Source organism: Desulfosarcina cetonica JCM 12296 (assembly GCF_001311845.1).
Taxonomy (GTDB): domain Bacteria; phylum Desulfobacterota; class Desulfobacteria; order Desulfobacterales; family Desulfosarcinaceae; genus Desulfosarcina; species Desulfosarcina cetonica.
In genome coordinates this window covers 21,952-41,220 of record NZ_BBCC01000036.1, presented here as the reverse complement: position 1 = coordinate 41,220, position 19,269 = coordinate 21,952, and the positions used below count along the sequence as shown (strand labels likewise).

The 19,269-nt window shown below is 57.4% G+C and carries 20 protein-coding genes and 2 pseudogenes; 17 read left to right on the top strand and 5 right to left on the bottom strand.

The annotated features are described in order from the left end of the window. Window positions 1-5: 5 nt before the first annotated feature. Window positions 6-808 (top strand): annotated as a pseudogene (gene truD / locus JCM12296_RS10815) (tRNA pseudouridine(13) synthase TruD). On the opposite strand, the pseudogene JCM12296_RS44155 reads toward truD, so the two are convergent. The 5 genes and pseudogenes from JCM12296_RS44155 to JCM12296_RS44145 all read right to left on the bottom strand — a co-directional run bounded on the left by JCM12296_RS44155 (window position 792) and on the right by JCM12296_RS44145 (window position 4,270). Continuing rightward, window positions 792-1,717: pseudogene (locus JCM12296_RS44155) on the bottom strand (ArsA family ATPase). The pseudogenes truD and JCM12296_RS44155 overlap by 17 nt on opposite strands. Continuing rightward, complete coding sequence (locus JCM12296_RS10800) at window positions 1,717-2,007, bottom strand: DUF7990 family protein (protein ID WP_213182396.1); 291 nt, start codon at window positions 2,005-2,007, stop codon at window positions 1,717-1,719. Before JCM12296_RS10800 ends, JCM12296_RS44155 begins: the two are co-directional and overlap by 1 nt. After that, window positions 2,004-2,438 carry a hypothetical protein gene (locus tag JCM12296_RS10795; RefSeq protein WP_054692541.1) on the bottom strand — a complete coding sequence of 145 codons (435 nt, stop codon included), beginning with the start codon at window positions 2,436-2,438 and terminating at the stop codon, window positions 2,004-2,006. The genes JCM12296_RS10800 and JCM12296_RS10795 overlap by 4 nt, the downstream gene beginning before the upstream one ends. A gap of 87 nt (window positions 2,439-2,525) precedes the next feature. Further along, window positions 2,526-3,491 (bottom strand): carbon starvation CstA family protein, encoded by a 966-nt coding sequence (locus JCM12296_RS47335; protein WP_281491973.1) that lies wholly within the window; start codon window positions 3,489-3,491, stop codon window positions 2,526-2,528. Then, the gene (locus JCM12296_RS44145) at window positions 3,491-4,270 is read right to left on the bottom strand and encodes a carbon starvation CstA family protein (RefSeq protein ID WP_281491972.1); all 780 of its coding nucleotides are present in this window, start codon (window positions 4,268-4,270) and stop codon (window positions 3,491-3,493) included. Before JCM12296_RS44145 ends, JCM12296_RS47335 begins: the two co-directional genes overlap by 1 nt. A gap of 416 nt (window positions 4,271-4,686) precedes the next feature. Between JCM12296_RS44145 and JCM12296_RS10785 the strand changes: the two genes are divergently transcribed. The 16 genes from JCM12296_RS10785 to JCM12296_RS41675 all read left to right on the top strand — a co-directional run bounded on the left by JCM12296_RS10785 (window position 4,687) and on the right by JCM12296_RS41675 (window position 19,257). Further along, window positions 4,687-5,055: a response regulator gene (locus tag JCM12296_RS10785; RefSeq protein ID WP_054692539.1), complete on the top strand. Its 369-nt coding sequence runs from the start codon at window positions 4,687-4,689 to the stop codon at window positions 5,053-5,055. 226 nt (window positions 5,056-5,281) lie between these two features. Then, on the top strand, window positions 5,282-5,767 hold the full coding sequence (locus tag JCM12296_RS10780; protein ID WP_054692537.1) for a response regulator: 486 nt from the start codon (window positions 5,282-5,284) through the stop codon (window positions 5,765-5,767). After that, window positions 5,748-6,935 carry an HD domain-containing phosphohydrolase gene (locus tag JCM12296_RS10775; protein WP_083456048.1) on the top strand — a complete coding sequence of 396 codons (1,188 nt, stop codon included), beginning with the start codon at window positions 5,748-5,750 and terminating at the stop codon, window positions 6,933-6,935. Before JCM12296_RS10780 ends, JCM12296_RS10775 begins: the two co-directional genes overlap by 20 nt. Before the next feature lie 155 nt (window positions 6,936-7,090). Next, entirely contained in the window at window positions 7,091-9,121 is a 2,031-nt protein-coding gene (locus JCM12296_RS10770; RefSeq protein ID WP_054692536.1) for an ATP-binding protein, read from the top strand. Next, complete coding sequence (locus JCM12296_RS10765; protein ID WP_054692533.1) at window positions 9,118-10,317, top strand: response regulator; 1,200 nt, start codon at window positions 9,118-9,120, stop codon at window positions 10,315-10,317. Before JCM12296_RS10770 ends, JCM12296_RS10765 begins: the two co-directional genes overlap by 4 nt. Before the next feature lie 98 nt (window positions 10,318-10,415). Beyond that, a complete protein-coding gene (locus JCM12296_RS10760) occupies window positions 10,416-10,883 on the top strand; it encodes a response regulator (protein WP_054692531.1) in 468 nt (155 codons plus the stop codon). Further along, window positions 10,792-11,445: a PAS domain-containing protein gene (locus JCM12296_RS44140; RefSeq protein ID WP_083456047.1), complete on the top strand. Its 654-nt coding sequence runs from the start codon at window positions 10,792-10,794 to the stop codon at window positions 11,443-11,445. Before JCM12296_RS10760 ends, JCM12296_RS44140 begins: the two co-directional genes overlap by 92 nt. Before the next feature lie 38 nt (window positions 11,446-11,483). Further along, window positions 11,484-12,167: a sensor histidine kinase gene (locus JCM12296_RS10750; protein ID WP_157067529.1), complete on the top strand. Its 684-nt coding sequence runs from the start codon at window positions 11,484-11,486 to the stop codon at window positions 12,165-12,167. Window positions 12,168-12,199: 32 nt separating this feature from the next. Continuing rightward, the gene (locus tag JCM12296_RS10745; protein ID WP_172683848.1) at window positions 12,200-13,741 is read left to right on the top strand and encodes an HD domain-containing phosphohydrolase; all 1,542 of its coding nucleotides are present in this window, start codon (window positions 12,200-12,202) and stop codon (window positions 13,739-13,741) included. Beyond that, window positions 13,629-14,456, top strand: a complete 828-nt coding sequence (locus JCM12296_RS10740; RefSeq protein WP_172683847.1) for an HDOD domain-containing protein — start codon at window positions 13,629-13,631, stop codon at window positions 14,454-14,456. Before JCM12296_RS10745 ends, JCM12296_RS10740 begins: the two co-directional genes overlap by 113 nt. Window positions 14,457-14,462: 6 nt before the next feature. Next, window positions 14,463-15,302 carry an ATP-binding response regulator gene (locus JCM12296_RS10735; RefSeq protein WP_054692512.1) on the top strand — a complete coding sequence of 280 codons (840 nt, stop codon included), beginning with the start codon at window positions 14,463-14,465 and terminating at the stop codon, window positions 15,300-15,302. 14 nt (window positions 15,303-15,316) lie between these two features. Then, window positions 15,317-15,973 carry a GTP-binding protein gene (locus JCM12296_RS10730; RefSeq protein WP_054692508.1) on the top strand — a complete coding sequence of 219 codons (657 nt, stop codon included), beginning with the start codon at window positions 15,317-15,319 and terminating at the stop codon, window positions 15,971-15,973. Then, entirely contained in the window at window positions 15,970-16,194 is a 225-nt protein-coding gene (locus tag JCM12296_RS10725; protein WP_054692506.1) for a hypothetical protein, read from the top strand. Before JCM12296_RS10730 ends, JCM12296_RS10725 begins: the two co-directional genes overlap by 4 nt. An 8-nt stretch (window positions 16,195-16,202) precedes the next feature. Continuing rightward, window positions 16,203-17,366, top strand: coding sequence for an ATP-binding protein (locus JCM12296_RS10720; protein ID WP_054692504.1), 1,164 nt, complete (start codon window positions 16,203-16,205; stop codon window positions 17,364-17,366). Window positions 17,367-17,377: 11 nt separating this feature from the next. Further along, entirely contained in the window at window positions 17,378-18,448 is a 1,071-nt protein-coding gene (locus JCM12296_RS41680; protein ID WP_157067528.1) for a response regulator, read from the top strand. Then, window positions 18,448-19,257, top strand: a complete 810-nt coding sequence (locus JCM12296_RS41675; RefSeq protein ID WP_157067527.1) for a GspE/PulE family protein — start codon at window positions 18,448-18,450, stop codon at window positions 19,255-19,257. The genes JCM12296_RS41680 and JCM12296_RS41675 overlap by 1 nt, the downstream gene beginning before the upstream one ends. The last annotated feature ends 12 nt before the right edge of the window (window positions 19,258-19,269 follow it).

Genomic DNA, 19,269 nt, shown 5'->3' with positions numbered 1-19,269 from the left:
CCGACGTGGGTTGGGGCGGCCGCAAGGACCGCACCGCCGTGGTCGTGCAAACCCTCTCTTTCCGCTGCGGGGTAAAAGCGCCGTTGGACACCGTTCAAAAGGCCCTGGCCGAGTTGCCCTTCGAGATTCTCGACATGCAGCGCCATCGCAACAAGATCAAGACCGGCCATGTGGCGTCCAACCATTTCACCATCGTGGTCAGCGCACCCTGCGCCGATGCCCTGCCCCGCGCCCAGGCCATTGCCCAGCGGCTGAAAGCGACCGGGGTGCCGAACTTCTACGGTCCCCAGCGTTTCGGTCACGGCATGCGCAACATTCAGGACGGGCTCGCCCTCTTTTCTCCCGGCCGCAAAGGCCGCAAGGATGCCTTCCTGATTTCGGCGGTACAATCGGCCCTGTTCAACATCTGGCTGCGCCTGCGCATGGAAAACGGCAACTACCGGCGGCTGTTGAACGGCGACATCGTGAAGAAGACCGACACGGGCGGCATGTTCTGCGTGGAAGACCTCGACGTGGACACCGAACGCTTCGATAGAGGCGAGATCACCTACACCGGCCCGATTTACGGTTTCAAGATGAAGCCCGCCCAGGCGGCAGCCGGCGAGCGGGAAATGGCCCTGCTCGACCGTTTCGGCCTGGCCCTGGCGGATTTCAAACCCTTTCGGCACCCGGATCGCGCCGGGAGGCCATCCTGGAGCTGACCGATCTTGAGATCGCCCCGGTGGACGACGGGCTTCAATTCGCCTTCACGTTGCCGTCCGGCGCCTATGCCACCACCGTGATGCGTGAATTCACCCGCTCGGCCTGAAATGCGCAAACACCTCCCCATGGGCGTCCAGATAGGCCTTGAGGGCTGCCATCCCCACAAGATCACCGTCGGCCAGCGGCAACGTTGACAGGTGCTCCGCCGCAAAGGACCTTTCGATAGCATTGATGTCGCTCCCGGGCCTCACCTTGTTGACCACCACCTTGTCGATGGCGATGTCCATATCCGTCAGCCGTCCGCGGATGCGCAGCGCCTCGGCAAGGGACAACCGGTCACTGTTCATCACCAAATGAACGTGGGTTTGGCTGTCCAAAAAACGCGCCCGCAACGCCTCGTGCCGCGCATGCAGGCTGCCCAGTTTCTGTTTCACGCGATCCTGCTCCAAGGTTATCTTGCCCAGGCGGATTTTCGATACGATTTCTTTTTTGCGGCAGATCAGATCGCGCAGACGGAGCAGTTCGTCCAGCCAGGTCAACGAAACCCCGGGAAGCGAAAAAACCGCAGGGAAAGCGCCGTCGGGGCCATATCGAAAACAAGGGCGTGCTTGTCCGTGGCCTGTGAGAGCACATTTTCAAAGGCCAGCAAAAGAGCATACTCTTCAAGGCCGGGAGAAAATCGAATCACCTTGAAATGCTTCTGCAGATTGAAAGCACTCTCATAGATGTAGGTCCGGCGGATTTGGGCCTGGGTTTCCTTGAGATAACGCGTGATCCAGAAGTCGGCATCAACCTCCTTGACCCACAGCCCGTCGGTGATGCAGCGGGGTTTCTCGGAAAACGTACTTTCGAAAAGGTCGCACTGATTATGGGCCGGATCCATGGAAACCAGCAGAGTGGGACAACCGCAACGGGCCAAATGCAATGCCGTAAGGGCCGATGTGGTCGATTTGCCGACACCGCCCTTACCGACGAAGAAGTGAATGATAGGAGATACGGTGTGGCTGGATCTCATCAATCAATGCCCAATACGGAGAACAACTCCCCCAGCGGGTCATGGGCGGCCGTCACCTTGTCGAGCATCAGCTGCAATTCGGTCTCCATCTCGGGCATCAGCTCCAGGGTGAGCTGCACCGGCGGCGCAGGCAAACCCACAAAAACGCCCAGAACCAAGAGGGCGAAGATATGGTTCAGTTCACCGACCTCATGTTCGAGGGTCTCCACCGCCTGGCCACGGGCGACCTGGTCGGCCACGTGCCACAGTTCCGCCATCTTATCCTTCAAACGTTGGAGGGTCGATCTCATGGAAGCACCCGGAACAGGCGCCGGTCAAAGGCCAGCCGGCGCAGGGATGGATATTGGTAGTAAATGGCGTACAGGGCCGCCAAAACAACCCCACTCTGGTAAAACTGCGACAGTTGGACCAGACCAATCACGGGCAGGAGATACACACTGGCCAGGGATATGCCGATCAGCCGCCGCTGGAAGCCATAAAAATCGCTCGATGGCGTTTGATGCGCCTTGCGCATCCGATGGGCAAAGCTGGCCCGCAAATAGACCGGCGCCGCCACGGCCAGAACGATCGCCAACAAAAACAGCCAAGGGGCCAGCTGCCGTCCCCGATCGAGATCAACCGGTTGGATCAGATGCCCCGCGCGAAGAGCCAGCAGTACTGCCAGACCGGCCACCGGCGGAAGCAATATCCGAAAATAGAATTTCCGCAGTCTGATCTGCATGGTCTTCCCGTTTCCGATGAGCGTCCGCCCATGGTGATCTGCCGCGCATGCCCGGCAGGCGACGGCAGACCGGCCATGGGCCGGGTATCAAAGCACCGGAGCGGTTTCGATGGGTTGATCGGAATCGCCCTCGGTGCTGAAGAACTTGATGATGCCTTCGAGAAGAATCCAGGCGGCGATGGCGATGATGATCGCATTGATCGTTTCCAGCAGCAGGTTGTGGGCGTTGTTGAACTGCAACTGGTTCAATACGGCCGCCCAGAGGGTCATCACCGACATGAAGATGGCGGGGATGCCGGCCACCAGCCATTTCACCCCGCCCTGGGTTTTGAGATAGACGGTGATGATAATCAGGGCCAGGGCCGCCAGCGTCTGGTTGACCGCCCCGAAAAGCGGCCAAAGTTTGAGCGCGCCCTTTCCGCTGGCACCCGTGGCGAAAGCCAGGATCATCGCGCTGCCCACGGCAATGGCGGTGGCCGTGTATTTTCCCGTGAGAAAATCAAGTTTGAAGCTGATGAACAGTTCACTGAGAACATAACGTTGAATACGCGTGGCCGTGTCCAGGGTGGTGCCGGCAAAGGAGGCCACGAAAACCGCCATGATCGCCAGGGTGAACTGCTTGGGAATTCCCAGGGTGTTAATCATGTTGGCCGCCCCATCCACAAAGGCCGAAATCTTGGACCCCAGGCCGGCCGCCGCCGCCCATGACGAATAATGGGTCGTCCAGGCGGCCACGCCGGTCAAGGTCTCGCCGGCCTTGGTGGTGTAGCCCATGCCGATACCGGCGGCCACGGCCACGATCACCAGGGTGGCCAGGGCACCTTCCATGAGCATCGATCCATAGCCGACGAACAAGGCATCATGCTCACTGCGGACCTGCTTGGCCGAGGTCCCCGACGAGACCAGGGCGTGAAAGCCGGAGATGGCCCCGCAGGCAATCGTGATGAAGAGAAACGGCCACATGGAGGGCGCCTTTTCCGGCGTGAGCTGGACGGCCGGAGCAACCATCTCCAGATGCCCGCCAAAGGCCGCCCCCAAAACGCCCAGGATCATCAGCCCATGGCGATGACCAGCTGATGGGAGTTGATGAAATCGCGCGGTTGCAAGAGCGCCGTCACGGGCAGGACCGAGGCGATGAAACCATAGGCCAGAAGAATGATCGTCCACACCCCGGTGGCCGGGATCCCCAAAACGGTGGGCATCTTGATCGGCAGGTAGGGGCCCAGGAAAACGAAGGCATACATGACCAGCACCGCCCATAGGGAAAGGCCGATCACGCTTTTGTTCTTGCGGTAGACCAGATATCCCAAAATCATGGCAATCGGCACCTCGACCCACACGGCCATCACCGACTGGGGATACATGGCAAAGATGATGGCGATCACCAGGCCGAACACGGCAATCACGATCCACAGCTCCAGGAACACGATCAGGAAAAAAAGGAAACGGGTACGGCTGTTGACGTATTTGGCCGTGAAATCGGAGATGGACTTGCCCTGATTACGCATGGAGATGATCAGCGCGCCAAAATCGTGCACGGCACCCATCACCACGCTGCCCACGAACACCCATATCAGTGCCGGCAGCCATCCCCAAATGATGGCAATGGCCGGGCCGACGATGGGCCCCGTTCCCGCAATCGATGTAAAATGATGGCCGAAAATAATTTCCTTCTTGGTGGGCACATAGTCAATGCCGTCCTCCATCGTCACGGACGGCACGACGGCGGCAGCCGACAGTTTGAAGATTTTTCCGCCGATGTAATGTCCGTAAATCCGATACATCATGATATAGCCGACAAATGCCACGATCATGATCAGCAGCGCTTCCATCACTTCCTCCTTGTTCATGTTGGAAAGCCGGTTCCAGCCCCGTGCGATGGACCTGGAATATGTGGGAAACGGCCTACAGGCCATTCATGGGACATTTTACCTACCCCTTTTTTCTCATCCTGTAAACCGCCGAATCGACTGTGATCGGCAACGACCCACCGGCCCAGGTGTTCCCGTGCTTGACGTCAGACGCGTCGCTGTCGCCAAGCATGCGGCAATCTCTCCCGCCCGAGAACAATTCCTTGTCAAAGGTTTCATCGGAGGTGTAAATTAAGCCAGCTCGCTGAAATCCGTTTTCACCCACTTCGCCGCCGCCATTTCACCCACTTCGTCGCTGCCAATGGAATGATCACCCCATATGGATTTCAACAACACGAACATTTATGAATTATGAATATGAATAGGGGGTATAGCCCATGAGCACAGTACTGATTGTCGATGACGACCCAGGAATCCGCAAACTCCTTTGTAAAACGCTCCAGAGGGAAGGCATAACGGTTATCGAGGCGAAAAATGGTATCGAGTGCATGGAACATATCCAAACCCAAACCATTGATCTCGTCGTCATCGATATCATCATGCCGCAACAAGACGGCCTCACAACAATTGCGGAGCTGAAGAAAAATGATTGCCACGCCAAGGTGGTGGCTATTTCGGGAGGTCTGGTATTGACGTCGGACGCTTATCTTGAAGAAGCCCAGCGAATCGGTGCCGACCGGATTATCCCCAAACCGATCGATCGGGAACAATTCGTCGCCATGGTCCGGCAGCTTTTGAACGGTTGACCCCGACGGACGGGAAGCTTCCAGTCAGACCATCATCGGCGTGCACCCATGTTCCGATATCCCAAATTGATTGTCCGCATCGGTCAAATTGACATATGTCGGCGACCACGGCAATGGAATGGGGCCATTTCCACCGCTTCAACCCCATCCTGACAACTGGCATGCTGATTGCTCTACACAATCCCGTGATTTTTGACAAAATCCTATAACCAAAGGATTGTGGTAAATGGATGCGCCCCCCAAAGACATTGTGCTTTATGTTGACGATGAAGCGACCAACTTGAAGGCCATCAAACGGCTGTTGCGCCATGAGCCGGTTGCGTTGGTGAACTATGATTCCCCCCTGCGGGCACTCGATGCCATCAAAGCGATGCAGCCGGCGGTGATTATTTCCGATCTCAGGATGCCGGAAATGAACGGCATCGATTTTCTGATAAAAACAAAGTCCGCACAACCGGATGCCATCAGGATGGTATTGACCGGACACGCCAACCTTCAATCGGCCGTTGAGGCGATCAACAGAGGGCATGTCTTCAGCTATATCCAAAAGCCATGGGATGACGAAATGAAGCCATTGTCACGCGGCTTTCGAACCATCCGTGGCTCGCACGGCACCATGCCCAAAGCCGTGTATCCAATTCTTTGCCCCGGCAGCCATCAAGTTCTTCTGTCTTCAGCCGATCAAGGCATGTATGAACTGTACAAACAATGATCCTGCGACAATTCTGGTGATCGATGATGATCCATCGATTCACCGCATGGTTGCCCGCATCTTCCGGCACCAGCCCTACGCCTGCTGCTTCGCCGACAGTGGTCCGAAGGCACTCGCCGACCTTGAGCGGGTGACGCCGGATCTGGTTCTGCTGGACCTTTCCATGCCGCACATGGACGGTTTTGAAGTTGCCGAGAAGATTAAGGTCGTCGAACAGATGCGGCATGTTCCGATCATCATTCTCAGCGGTCTCAGCGGCATGGACATTCTGCCGCGGGCCTTGGGCGAATACGCCGACGACTTCATCTCCAAAACCGCCGATCCATCGGAAATCATCGCCCGCGTCCAATACCATCTGAACCGTAAGCGCGTGTTGGACCAGATGCATAGCGACCAGCAGTACTACCACCATACGATCTCACTCACTTCGGCACAACTCGCCCTGGCATTGGAGCGGTTGAAAGATGCTTCCCTGGAAGTCATCTGGCGGCTCACCACCGCCTCCGAATATCGTGACAACGAAACCGGTGCCCACATTCAGCGCATGAGCCACTATGCGGCAGCCATTGCGCGTCGGATGGGCCTCAAGCAGAAAACCGTCGAAACCATCCTCTATGCGGCACCGATGCATGACATCGGCAAAATCGGCATTCCCGATCGCATCCTGCTGAAAGAGGGGCCTCTCAGCGACACCGAATGGCAGACCATGAAAACCCATACCACCATCGGCGCCGCCATTCTCAGGGGCTCGTCGATCGGCTTTGTCCGTCTGGGCGAAGTTATCGCGCTGACCCACCACGAAAAATGGGATGGCAGCGGCTACCCCAACGGTCTGAAAGGCCGCCGGATTCCCTTGGTGGGAAGAATTGTCGCCCTGGCCGATGTCTTCGATGCACTGACATCGAAACGGCCCTATAAGGAAGCATTCAACATCGAAACGGCCCATCGCATCATCATCGAGGGCAACGGCATTCATTTCGATCCCGATGTGGTCAGGGCGTTTTTTGCCATTCAGGATGAAATTCGGGAGATCAAAGCGCGTTTCCAAGAAGGGCCGGCAAGCCTTGCGTCAACGCCCTTGGCCGGGCCAATTATCTACCGACAAGATCTTCCCACCGGTCGGCCCATGGATACAACCGGCCGTAAAGCAACGAGTATATCTGTGTAAAGTTCGCCGTCAAATGACCGATGAGGCAAATGATGGATGGCGATTTAAAAGCCGTTGCTTCGCATCATGAAAACAGACCGTCGGATACGGGCCATCCGGTTAACCCGATGTAAAGCCAAGGTGCATTCGGGTCGCGGCAAAGAGATAAGAAGACCATGCAAACCATTCTGATTGTTGATGACGACTCCCAAGGGGCAAGCTTCTCCGAAAAGGCACTGAGCGGCCGTGGTTACAACTGCCGTATTGCCGGGGATACCGCCAGCGCTTACCGTCTGCTGAACGAAACCGCCATTGATCTTTTGCTTTGCAACGTCAACTTGTCGGACGGATCGGGATTGGCAATGGCCAGGGATGTCAGGACAACCTGTCCCGAAACGGCCATTATCATCGTCTCCACCAGCGACGACCCCAATTTGGCAAGAGATGCCCTGGAAATCGGCGTGCACGGCTATGTGGTCAAACCGTTCACCGCCAACGCCCTCCTGATCAATGTCGACAACACCCTTCGACGCACGCATCTGGAACAGGAAAAACGCGTTCATCTGAAGCAATTGGAAGCATTGGTCGAGCAACGCACCGAATCCCTGAACGACCAACGCGTTTTTCACCAACACATCATCGACGCGATTCCCACACCCATTTTTTACAAGGATACCAACGGCTGCTTTCAGGGATGCAATGCGGCCTTTACGGCGCTTATGGGTGTCGCCAGGGAAACCATCGTCGGAAAGACCATCGACGACATCCTGCCGCTCAACCAATCAGCCGTTTTCGTTGATACGGACCGCCGCCTGCGCAATTCCAGTGGCCCCCTGTCCTATGAAGCCACCTTGATCGATCAGCAGAATCAGCCGCACCGGATCTTGTTCAACAAGTCCGTTTATCACGATCTCCAGGGTCGGACGGCGGGGCTCGTCGGCGTCCTCATGGATATCACCCAACGCAAGGCCGCGGAGGAGGCACTGCGCCTCTCGGAAGAAAAATTCCGTCAAATCGTTGAAGATATCGGTACCGGTGTGGCCGTCATCGGCTCGCGAATGGAAATTCTGTGGATGAATACCCAGATGGCCAAATGGTTTCCGGAGGCGCGTGATGACGGAACCGCCATCTGCCATCGGTTCTTCAACACCCCGGCATTAGAAACCCCTTGCAACCGCTGCCCCGCCATGCAGGCCATGCGAGAGGGCAAACGCGTCGAGTCCATTTCCACAACCACCATTCACGCCCGGCAGCGTCATCTTCGGCGTGTCGCCTCGCCCATCCACGATGTCAACGATCGGGTAACGGCCGCCATCATGCTGGTGGAAGATATTACCGACAAAATCATCCAGGAACGGGAGATGCAACAGGCCCGCAAACTGGAAGCCATCGGCCAGCTGGCGGCGGGTATCGCCCACGAAATCAACACCCCGATCCAGTACGTGGGCGACAACGTGGCCTTCCTGGAAGATGCCTTCACCGATTTGCGTGCCGCCTTGACGACTTACGGCGAACTGCTGGCGGCGGCTAAAGCGGATGCGGTCAACGCGTCGATCATTGCCGAGGCCGAGGCCGCCATCGAACAGGCGGATCTGTCTTACCTGGCCGATGAGATCCCCAATGCCATTGAACAAACCCTGGAAGGAATTCAGCGCGTCAGCCAGATCGTCACCGCCATGCGCCAATTCTCCCATCCGGGGTCGGATCGCAAATCGCCGGTGGAGTTGAACAAAGCCCTTGAGACCACCATTACCGTAGCCCGCAACGCATGGAAGTATGTGGCCGACATCGAAACCGATTTCAATCCTCACTTACCCATGGTCAACTGCCTGCCGGGTGAAATCAACCAGGTCTTCCTGAATCTTTTAATCAATGCCGCCCATGCCATCGGGGAGGTCACCCAGGGCGGCAAAACCGGTAAAGGCCGCATTCGCATCAGTACCCGGCAAACTGGCGACACGGTGGAGATCCGCTTCAGCGACACCGGCGGCGGTATCCCCAAGGCCATCCAGGATCGCGTCTTCGATCCTTTTTTCACCACCAAGCCCGTGGGCACGGGAACCGGCCAGGGCCTGGCCATTGCGCATTCGGTGATTGCCGACAAACACCAGGGCACCATTTACTTCGAAAGCACCGAAGGGCAGGGAACGACTTTCGTCATCGCCCTTCCCCTGGAAGTCGTCGCCGATCAAGGAGAGGCCCAATGAACCATAGAATCCTTTTTGTCGATGACGAAGAAAAAATCCAGAAAGGACTGCAGCGGCTCTTCCGCAGCATGCGCCACCAGTGGACGATGACCTTCGTCGGCGGCGGCCGCCAGGCGCTCGATGCATTGGCCGCCTCGCCGTTCGACATCATCATCTCCGATCTTTCCATGCCGGATATGGACGGCATCGACCTTTTGTCACGGGTAAAGGCCGATTATCCACATATGGTACGCATCGTTCTTTCCGGTCATGCCGATCCGCAGGCGATCATGCAGACGACCCGTCTGGCGCACCAGTATCTGGCCAAACCCAGCGATACGAACACCCTGAAGACCGTCATTGCGCGTGCTTGCACGTTCAGCAAGCTGCTGGCCGATCCGGACCTGCGACGTCAGATCGCGGGGATGGACATCATGCCCGGACTTCCCGACCTCTACACCCGCGTGATGGCGGCACTCGATGATCCGGAATGCTCCATCCATCGCGTGGGGGAGATCATCGCCCAGGATATCGGCATGACGGTCAAGATCCTGCAGCTGGTCAACTCGGCCTTTTTCGGCATCGCCCGCCATGTCGCGAGTCCGGCAGAGGCCGCCGTTTTCCTCGGGATGGATATCATCCGCGCCTTGGTGCTGACCATCGGTATCTTCGCCCAGTTCGACAAGAGCGGTATCCCGGATGCGGTTTTGAAAAACGTTTACGCGCATTGCATGCAGACCGGCATCCTGGCCCGTGAGATCGCGCTTTCCGTGGGCATGGCCCAAAAAACCGTGGACGATGCCTTCATGGCCGGCCTGCTGCACGACCTGGGAAAACTGATCCTCGTTGCCAATCTGCCGGCCACGGATAGAGAGCGGCTCGCCGCCCTGCTGGACACCGACGCGGGCCATCATGCCACCGAAATGGAAATCCGGGGAATCCACCCTAACCTGATCGGCGCCTATCTGATCGCCTTATGGGGATTGCCCCACCCCATTGTGGAGGCCGTGGCATTTCATCACCGTCCCAGCCAATGCCCTAGCATGGACTTCGATGTTCTGGGCGCCGTTCATGTGGCCAGCGTCCTGAGCCATCACCCAGAAGGCCACACCACCGATGACAGCCCGGTTGACGGCATTGACACGGTTTACCTGAAAGAGGTGGGCATGCTCACCCGCCTGAACGAATGGCGGGCTCTGGCGGTTGAGCATGCCTGAAATCATCAATCCGCGATTTATTATGGACGTCGCACCCTTGGCACCAAAAAATCGAAAAGAAATACCATGAGCAGTCCACTTGCAGACGGAGGTCCGTCATGAAGATTATGATTGTCGAAGATGATCCGGTCTCCCTGGCCTTACTGAAGAAGAATCTGAGCAAGACCGAGGCCCAGCTCGTCACCGCGCGCACCGGGGCCGAAGCCTGGGAACGTTTTGTTCAGGATCAACCACGCATCGTCATCAGTGACTGGATGCTGCCGGAATTATCCGGCATCGACCTGTGCCGGAAAATCCGCGACACCGAAACGGCGGTCTACACGTATATCATCATCATGACCGCCAAGGACCGAAAGGAAGATGTGCTGACCACGTTCGAAGCCGGCGCCGACGACTATGTGGCCAAGCCCTATGACTTGCGTGAGCTCAATGCCCGCCTGAACACGGGCAAACGCATCATCCAGCTGGAAGACAATCACCAGGCCCTGCAAAAAAAAACTGATCCGGAGCCGCACCAAGCTTCAGACCGTCTTCGATGCGCTCACCGAGGAGATCATCAGCGTTGATCAAAACATCAACCTGGACTCCATCAACAAGGCGGCCATGAAAATCATGCGGGGGACCTACTCCGAAGTCGTGGGTCAGCCCTGCTGCGAATTAATCGAAGAATCCGGCGACACATTTTACCGCAGCAACCTCCAGCAACTGGTACAGGAAGCCTTTGAGACCCGTCGTACCAATAGGGTCCTGGACCGTTTCCGCAATGCAGACGACCAGGAGGTCATCAAAGAGCGAACATTGATCCCGGTCATGAGCGAAGACGGCAAGGTGCAGACCGTCACCATCGTTTCCCGGGACATCACCGACGCTCACCAGCGCAACGAGGAGATCCGCGGTCTGAACCAGAAGCTCAAAAAGATTTCCAGTGAGTTGATCAAAAAAAATGCGACCCTGGAAAGTACCCTGAAAAACCTGGAGCGAACCCAGGCCCAGATGCTGCAATCCGAAAAAATGGCCTCCATCGGTCAATTGGCCGCCGGTGTAGCGCACGAGATCAACAACCCCACCGGTTTTGTGAGCAGCAACATCAAGACCCTCGGCGATTATCAGGAAGACTGGGGCGTCTGATTCAGGTGTATCAGGCCCTTAAGGCGGCATTGAAGGCCATGCCGTCCGAAGCCCTCCCGGAAGCCGTTCTCAGCTTGGTCGACCAAGCGGAAACCACGGAGGAAGAGATCGACATTGAATTCATCCAGCAGGATGTCAACGAACTGATCACCGATTGCCGGGAGGGCACCGAGCGCATTAAAAAAATCGTCGAGGACCTGAAGCATTTCGCCCACCCGGGTGAGGATCGCATGACCGAAACGGACATCAACAAGGGATTGGAATCCACCTTGAACGTGGTTTACAATGAAATCAAATACAAAGCCACGGTGACCAAGGACCTCGGCGATCTTCCAATGGTGTACGGATTTCCCCAACAACTCAACCAGGTCTTCATGAATATTCTGGTCAACGCGGCCCAAGCCATCGAGAAATCCGGCGAAATCACAATTGAAACGGAACTGGTGGACCAGATGGTGGAGGTCCGTATCAGTGACACCGGCCGCGGTATTTCACCTGAGCACCTGCCCCGTATTTTCGACCCTTTCTTCACCACCAAGGACGTGGGCAAGGGCACCGGGCTGGGCATGAATATCGCGTACAACATCATCAAAAAGCACAATGGCGACATCCAAGTGAAGAGCACCAAGGGCAAAGGCACGACCTTCATCATCCAGTTGCCCGCCGATGCCGATCCAGGTGAAGCCGGCAGTCCGGACCCGGCCATGACCGCTTCTGCCTGACAGCCATGACCAAGTTGGGAAATGACGATCCCATGGAATTAAAACAAACCCATACACTTCTTCTGGTGGATGATGAAGCGTCAATCCTGAGTGCCCTGCAGCGCCTTTTCCGGCGAAAGGGATACAAAACCCTGACGGCCCAGAGCGGTTCAGACGCCCTGGCGGTGATCAAGCAGAAGGCGGCACCCATATCGCTGATCATTTCCGACCAGCGCATGCCGGGAATGAACGGGGCCAGTTTCCTGGAGCAATCCATCGCACTCTCTCCCGATTCGATCCGCTTCCTGCTCACCGGCTATTCGGACATGGACGCGGTGGTGGATGCCATCAACAAGGGCAAAATTCACCGTTACATCACCAAACCCTGGAACGATGCGGACATTCTCGTATTGGTCCGCGATGCCCTCCTGCAGGTGGAACTGCGACGGGAAAACATTCGTCTCACCGAGCTGACCCAACGCCAGAATGCCGAACTGGCCGAACTCAACCACAACCTGGAAGCCAAGGTCAACGAACGCACCTGGGCGCTCAAATACCAGAACAAGATGCTCCAGTCACTCAACGTCAACCTGGAGAAAAGCTTCAAGCAGACCGTTCGCCTGTTGATTTCGCTGGTGGAATCGAGCAACCCCGCACTGGGCCATACCATGCGCGAGGCGTCGCAACTGGCCCGGGCGATCGCCGCGGCGGCCGGTTTGGACGAAGCCGAGCAGGATCGGGTGGAGATGGCCGGGTTGGTCCACGACATCGGATTGCTCGGCATGGCCGAAAGCCTGTTACGGAAGGACGAGCGTGCCATGAACAAGGCCGAATTCGACGCCTACCGCCAACATCCGGCCATCGCGGCCCTCTCGCTCTCTTCGGTGGAGGGCCTCAAGGAGGTCGGTGAATTCATCCGCAGCCACCATGAAAACATCGACGGATCGGGTTTTCCCGAAGGTCTCAAGGGGGATGCGATTCCCCTGGGGGCCCGCATTCTGGCCATTGCCGCGGACTATTGCACGATCCGTCATTTGTGGCCCGACGAGATCAATGCCTTGATCAGTTCGGCCCGCCGCTATCTGCCCAAAGCGGTTATAGATGACCTCGAGTTCCGCATGGACGACAGCCTGCGGCAAACCATCGCCGAAAAGATCATCCTGCAAGACAGCGACATCCGTTACGATGGCGCCATGGTACGCCACTTCTTGGACTGCATCGGCAGCCAGGCCGCCCTAAGCCTGATCAAACACCTGGATTACCGGTTTCTGAAGGCGGGCATGACCCTGAACCAGGACCTGCGGCTCAATGACGGCCGCCTGCTTCTCACACGCGACACGGTGATCAGTGACAACAGCCTGTCTAGCATTCTGACCTTCGGCGACCAGGGCTTGATGCTGACGCGGTGGTGGTCACCCTGGAGGGCGGCGAGGATACCCCGCAGGGAGGTCGACCTTGAACCGGGAGCAGATGATACGGAAGGTGGAAGCCCTCACCAACCTGCCGACCCTGCCCACCGTGGCCATGGAAATCAACCGGATGCTGCAGGATATCGAGACGCCCATCGAACGGCTTGTAACGGTTCTGGAACGTGATCCATCCATGGTTCTGAGAATCCTGCGGCTGGTCAACTCCTCTTTCTTCGGGCTCAAGAACCGGGTCAGTAGCCTGCGTCATGCCATCACCCTGCTCGGCTACGGCACCGTGCAAAGTGCCGTGGTGACCATCAGCGTCATTGATGCCCTCACGCTGAAAAACGCGTTTAAGGGTTTCGATATCACCACGTTCTGGTCTCATGCCATCGGCGTCGCCGTCATGTGCCGTCACCTGGCCGACCGTACCCGCCTGGCCTTGGCCGAAGAAGCGTTTACGGCCGGTTTGGTCCATGACATCGGCAAGGTGGTGTTGATCAACAGTTTCCCCGATCGCTTCAGCGCCATCCTGGAACGTATCCAGACCGACCGAATAACCTTTTTCGCAGCGGAACAAGCGCTGGACAGTTGGCCCCACACCCGCATCGGCAGCCACCTCGCCAAGCGCTGGATGCTTCCGGAAATGCTGGAGAAGTCGATTCAGGGCCACCACCACGCGGTCCATCGGGCGGATACACCACCGGTAGCCGGTCTGGTCCGTGTGGCCGATATCCTGGTGAACCTGATGGAGGGTCGGGTCGGTTACCAGTTGGATACCGACACGCTGCCGCCGGCCATCAAAGCACCCATGGTGGCGCTGCTCAAAGACTCCGCCGCGTGGTTTCCGGCCCTTAGGTCCGAAATCGATCATGCCACCCAATTTTTCAAACAAGGCTGAAATCCCATGCAAACGCCCACACACGCCGTGCTCTGCATTGATGACGAACCGAATATCCTCAATGCCCTGAAACGGCTTCTGCGCAAGGAAAACTATCGTCTGCTGACCGGCAGCAGCGGCCGCGAAGGACTCGACATTCTGGCTGCAAATGAAGTCCATGTGGTGGTCTCCGACCAGCGCATGCCTGAAATGAACGGTACGGAATTCCTCAAACAGGTCCGCGAACGCTATCCCAACATCCTGCGCATCATCCTCACCGGTTACACCGATGTGGACACCATCACCGAGGCGATCAACGAAGGCCATATCTATAAATTTTTTCTGAAGCCCTGGAATGACCACAACCTGAAGTTGGAAATCCGTCAGGCGCTGGAACAATACGATTTGATCCAGGCCAACAAAGCCCTGCACGACCAACTCTACCAGCAAAATGAAGAACTGAAGCAGATGAACGAGAACCTTGAATCGATCGTCCAGGAGCGGACCCATTCGCTCAAAATCCAAAACCAGGCCCTGCAGGTATCCCATGCCATTCTCGAGGAGCTGCCGCTGCCGATTCTGGGCATCAGTTCGGAAATGCTGGTCGTCATGGTCAACAAGGCCGCCCGCCAGCAAATGGGGTCGGATCGATGTCCGGCCATTGGCAGCGGCATCGGGGAGAGTTTTGACGACGGTGTCGAGACCAGCCTGGGGGAATGCCTCCAAGCGCTTGAAAAGCGCAGCATCTCCGCCCGCAGCAAGGATGGCAGCGCCTTCGATCTGGAACTTATTCCCCTTACCGGTCGCTACCGAGGGCGAGGGGTGATCATGGCCCTTTCCCCGGTATGTCATACACCCGTGGGTTGAGGAGGGCAAAAGCCATGGCCGAATTCATCCCGCAAAGCGGCAGACTGATCGTCAAAATCGTCTATTACGGTCCGGCCTTGAGTGGCAAGACCACCAACCTCATGCGTCTGCACGACCTGATGGAGACCGGCCGTTGCGGCGAGCTGATGACCTTTGAAACCAAGGGAGACCGGACTCTTTTTTTCGATCTGCTGCCGCTTCTGATCCGGACCCGGCAAGGATTCACGGTCAAATTCAAACTTTTCACGGTTCCCGGCCAGGTTGCCCATGACGCCACCCGCAAGGCGGTTCTTTCACGGGCCGACGGCGTGGTCTTCGTGGCCGACTCGCAGACCAGCCAGGCGATGAGCAACTTCCAGAGTTTCGACAACCTGGAGAAAAACGCCGCTCGTGTCGGGCTCGATTTCGATCGGCTCCCCCTGGTGGTGCAATTCAACAAGCGCGATCTCCCCGATATCATCAGCGAGGCGGAAATTCAGCAGCGCTGGGCACCCACGGGGCTGCCGGTGACGTTCAGTTCGGCATTGACCGGTAACGGCGTTCTGGAGACCTTCATGCGTCTGATCGAAGCGGTCTACATTGACCTCGATCGGCGTTTCGAACTGAAAGCGCGGCATGATATCCTGCCCGAACATTTTGCCGCGGTGGTGCCGAAGGCGGTGACTTCATGACAACCATGAATGAGCATATCGATATGGGTGAATTCGACCGCGAATACAGCCTGGCCGAATTGTTTCCGCTATCCTTGGCAAAGGTGCTTCTGGCCGACATCAATGGCCGGGCGGCGGCTTCGATCCTGTATCCTGATGGCAAGGTCTACTACCCTGCCGATGGCGACGGCGCGACACGGAAAAAAACGGCCAACCGACGCTTGCGGTCCGGATTGACCTGATCCACGAAATGGAAGTGATCGGCCGCCTGCGGCTCACCGCGCCGGCGGAGAGCACGGCCGAAATCACACGGCTGGAACGGTTGGCACGATTCACCGCCAGGTGGATCGTCCAAATCATGGATCTCACCTACCGCAACCGCATGACTGCCGGCCTGCATGGTCAGGTGGTCAACGAATCCTACATCGCACTCAAGGAAAAGGCCGACCAGCTGGCCCTTTCAGAAGCACGCTACCGACGGTTGGCAACGGATCTGGAGATCGAGGTGGAGAAGAAGACCCGTGAGATCCGCAACACCCAACTGGTTCTGTTCCAGCAGGAGAAAATGGCTGCCATCGGCCAACTGGCAGCGGGCATGGCCCATGAAATCAACAACCCCATCGGATTTATCATCAGCAACCTGAACACGCTCAAGGGCAGCACGGCGGAGCTGGTCCTTTTAATCACCCGTTATCGCAAACTGGCCGATCTTCTCATCGGTCAAACGGGTACCGCGGCGGCGTCCCAGATCAAAACCCAGCTAACGGCCATCACCCAGCTGATCCGGGAAATGGATCTGGATTTCGTCATCGAAGACACCCAAAGCCTGATCGAGGAATCCCTGGATGGTGCCAAACGGGTCAACATCATCGTCGAAAACCTGAGAGACTTTGCCCATCCCAGCATTGAACGGACCGAAAGCGTCAATTTCAACACCTGTCTGGACACCACCCTGGCAATGCTGTCCAGCCACGTGCAGCCGGGAGTGAACGTGCATCGTGAGTATGGCGACATTCCCGAAATCACCTGCCACTTGCGGGAAATCAACTACGTCTTTTTCAATATTCTGAAAAACGCCATCCAGGCCGTCGGCCACCAGGGATCCGTCACCCTCCGGACCGCTGAAGACGGCAATCATGTGGTGGTCGCGGTAACGGATACGGGGGTCGGAATCGCCGAAGACGACCAAGCCAACATCTTCGATCCCTTTTTCACCACCCGGGAGGTCGGTGACGGCACCGGCCTGGGGCTTTTCCACGCCTACAACAGCGTCAAATCCCTTGGCGGAACCATTGGGGTCGAAAGCGCGCCCGACAGGGGCAGCACGTTCACCATTCGGATTCCCGTCACCGACGGTGTCTCGGCAACCGCTGAGCCCATTCCCGGCAGCGCTCCGGCGACCCTTGGAAAGTAGCATCCACAGCCATGTCACGATTTGCCAATCTTTTTCTGGACAGCAGCACCGCCACGGATACCACGGCCGCTGTGGCAGATCCGTCGGAAGCGCCCCAGGCCTATCGGATCCTGTTCGTCGATGACGAAATCAATGTCCTCAAATCCATGCGCCGCATCTTCCGGCACGAAAACTACGAAGTCATCACGGCCGGTTCGGGACCCGAGGCCCTGGCCCTTTTGGACAAGCATCAGCCCGTGCATGTCATCATCTCCGACCATCGCATGCCCGGCATGACCGGGACCGAACTGCTCAAGCAGATCAAGGCCAAATACCCCAAAACCATCCGCATCATGCTGACCGGTTACGCCGATACCGACGCGGTCATGGGGGCCGTCAATGAAGGTGCCGTTTACAAATTCATCACCAAGCCCTGGAACGACGACGACCTGCGCCTTACCGTGAGCCTGGCGCTCGAACAGTATGATCTGATTCGCGAAAACACATCCCTGAAACAACAGGCCGAAAATCAGCAAAAGGAGCTCAAGCGGCTCAGCCGGTTCATCAACACACACCACAGCCAATTGGGCAACATCCTGGTCAAGGCGGGCCTGATCGACGGGGCGGTGCTGGAAAAAGCTTTGTCCATCCAGGCCAAATCCAGCGGCATCCTGCCCAAAATCCTGGTGAATATCGGTGCTGCGTCCGAAAAGGCCATCATCGCCGCCATCGAACACCACACGGACATCAACCGGGTGTCGCCGGCCGAGTTCAGTGTTCCCGAAGCCCTGGCGGCACTGGTTCCCCGGGAAATCTGCGAGCAGAACATCCTGATGCCGCTCAAGCGCAGCGACCAGAAACTCATCGTGGTCATGGCCGATCCCACGGATCAGAACAAGATCGATGACCTGACCTTCATCACCGGCATGCCGATCCAACCGGTGGTGGCCAGCCGTCGGGAAATTCTCGAAAAAATCAAGGAGACCTACGGAGAGGCGGAAAGCTTCGAAATCGCGCTTTCGGAGATCGATCTGAGCGACCCGACCGAACAGATCGAAATCATCCTCGATGAGACCGACGAGCCTCCGACATCGAGGAGCTGATGCGCGCCAAGGACAAGCCACCGGCCATCCGGATTGTCAATGCGATCATTTCCGATGCCCTGCGGCATGGCGCCTCGGATGTGCACATCGAACCCAAAACCAAATTCGTCATGGTCCGCTACCGCATCGACGATCTTTTGGTGGATAAACTGCACATCCCCCAGAATATGCTTCTGGCGATCGTCTCACGCATCAAGGTCATGAGCGACCTGGACATCGCCGAACGCCGTCGGCCCCAGGACGGCCGCATCACGGTCAAATCCTCGACCCGCATGGTGGATATGCGCATCTCGACCCTGCCCACGATCAACGGTGAAAAGGTGGTCCTGCGTATCCTGGACAAGAACGCGGCCAGCCGGGAGATCGAAGAGTTGGGTTTCAGCGGTCGTGACCTGACGACGGTCAGCCGATTCATCGAACGCCCCCAGGGCATCCTCCTGGCCACCGGTCCCACCGGCAGCGGCAAAACCACGACCCTGTATGGCATGCTGCGCAAAGGCGCCAAGATCACCAAGAACTTCACCACCATCGAGGACCCGGTGGAGTATTACATGAACATGGCCGAACAGGTGAACGTGCGCGACAAGATCGGCCTCTCCTTTTCCAACGTGCTGCGGGCGATTCTGCGCCAGGATCCCAATGTGATCATGCTCGGTGAAATCCGGGACCACGAAACCGCCGAGGTGGCATTCAACGCGGCCCTTACCGGCCACCTGGTGCTGTCGACCCTGCACACCAATTCCAGCATCGCCGCCATCACGCGCCTGAGGGACATGGGGCTGGCGTCCTACGTGATCTCCGACGCCTGATCGGAATCATCG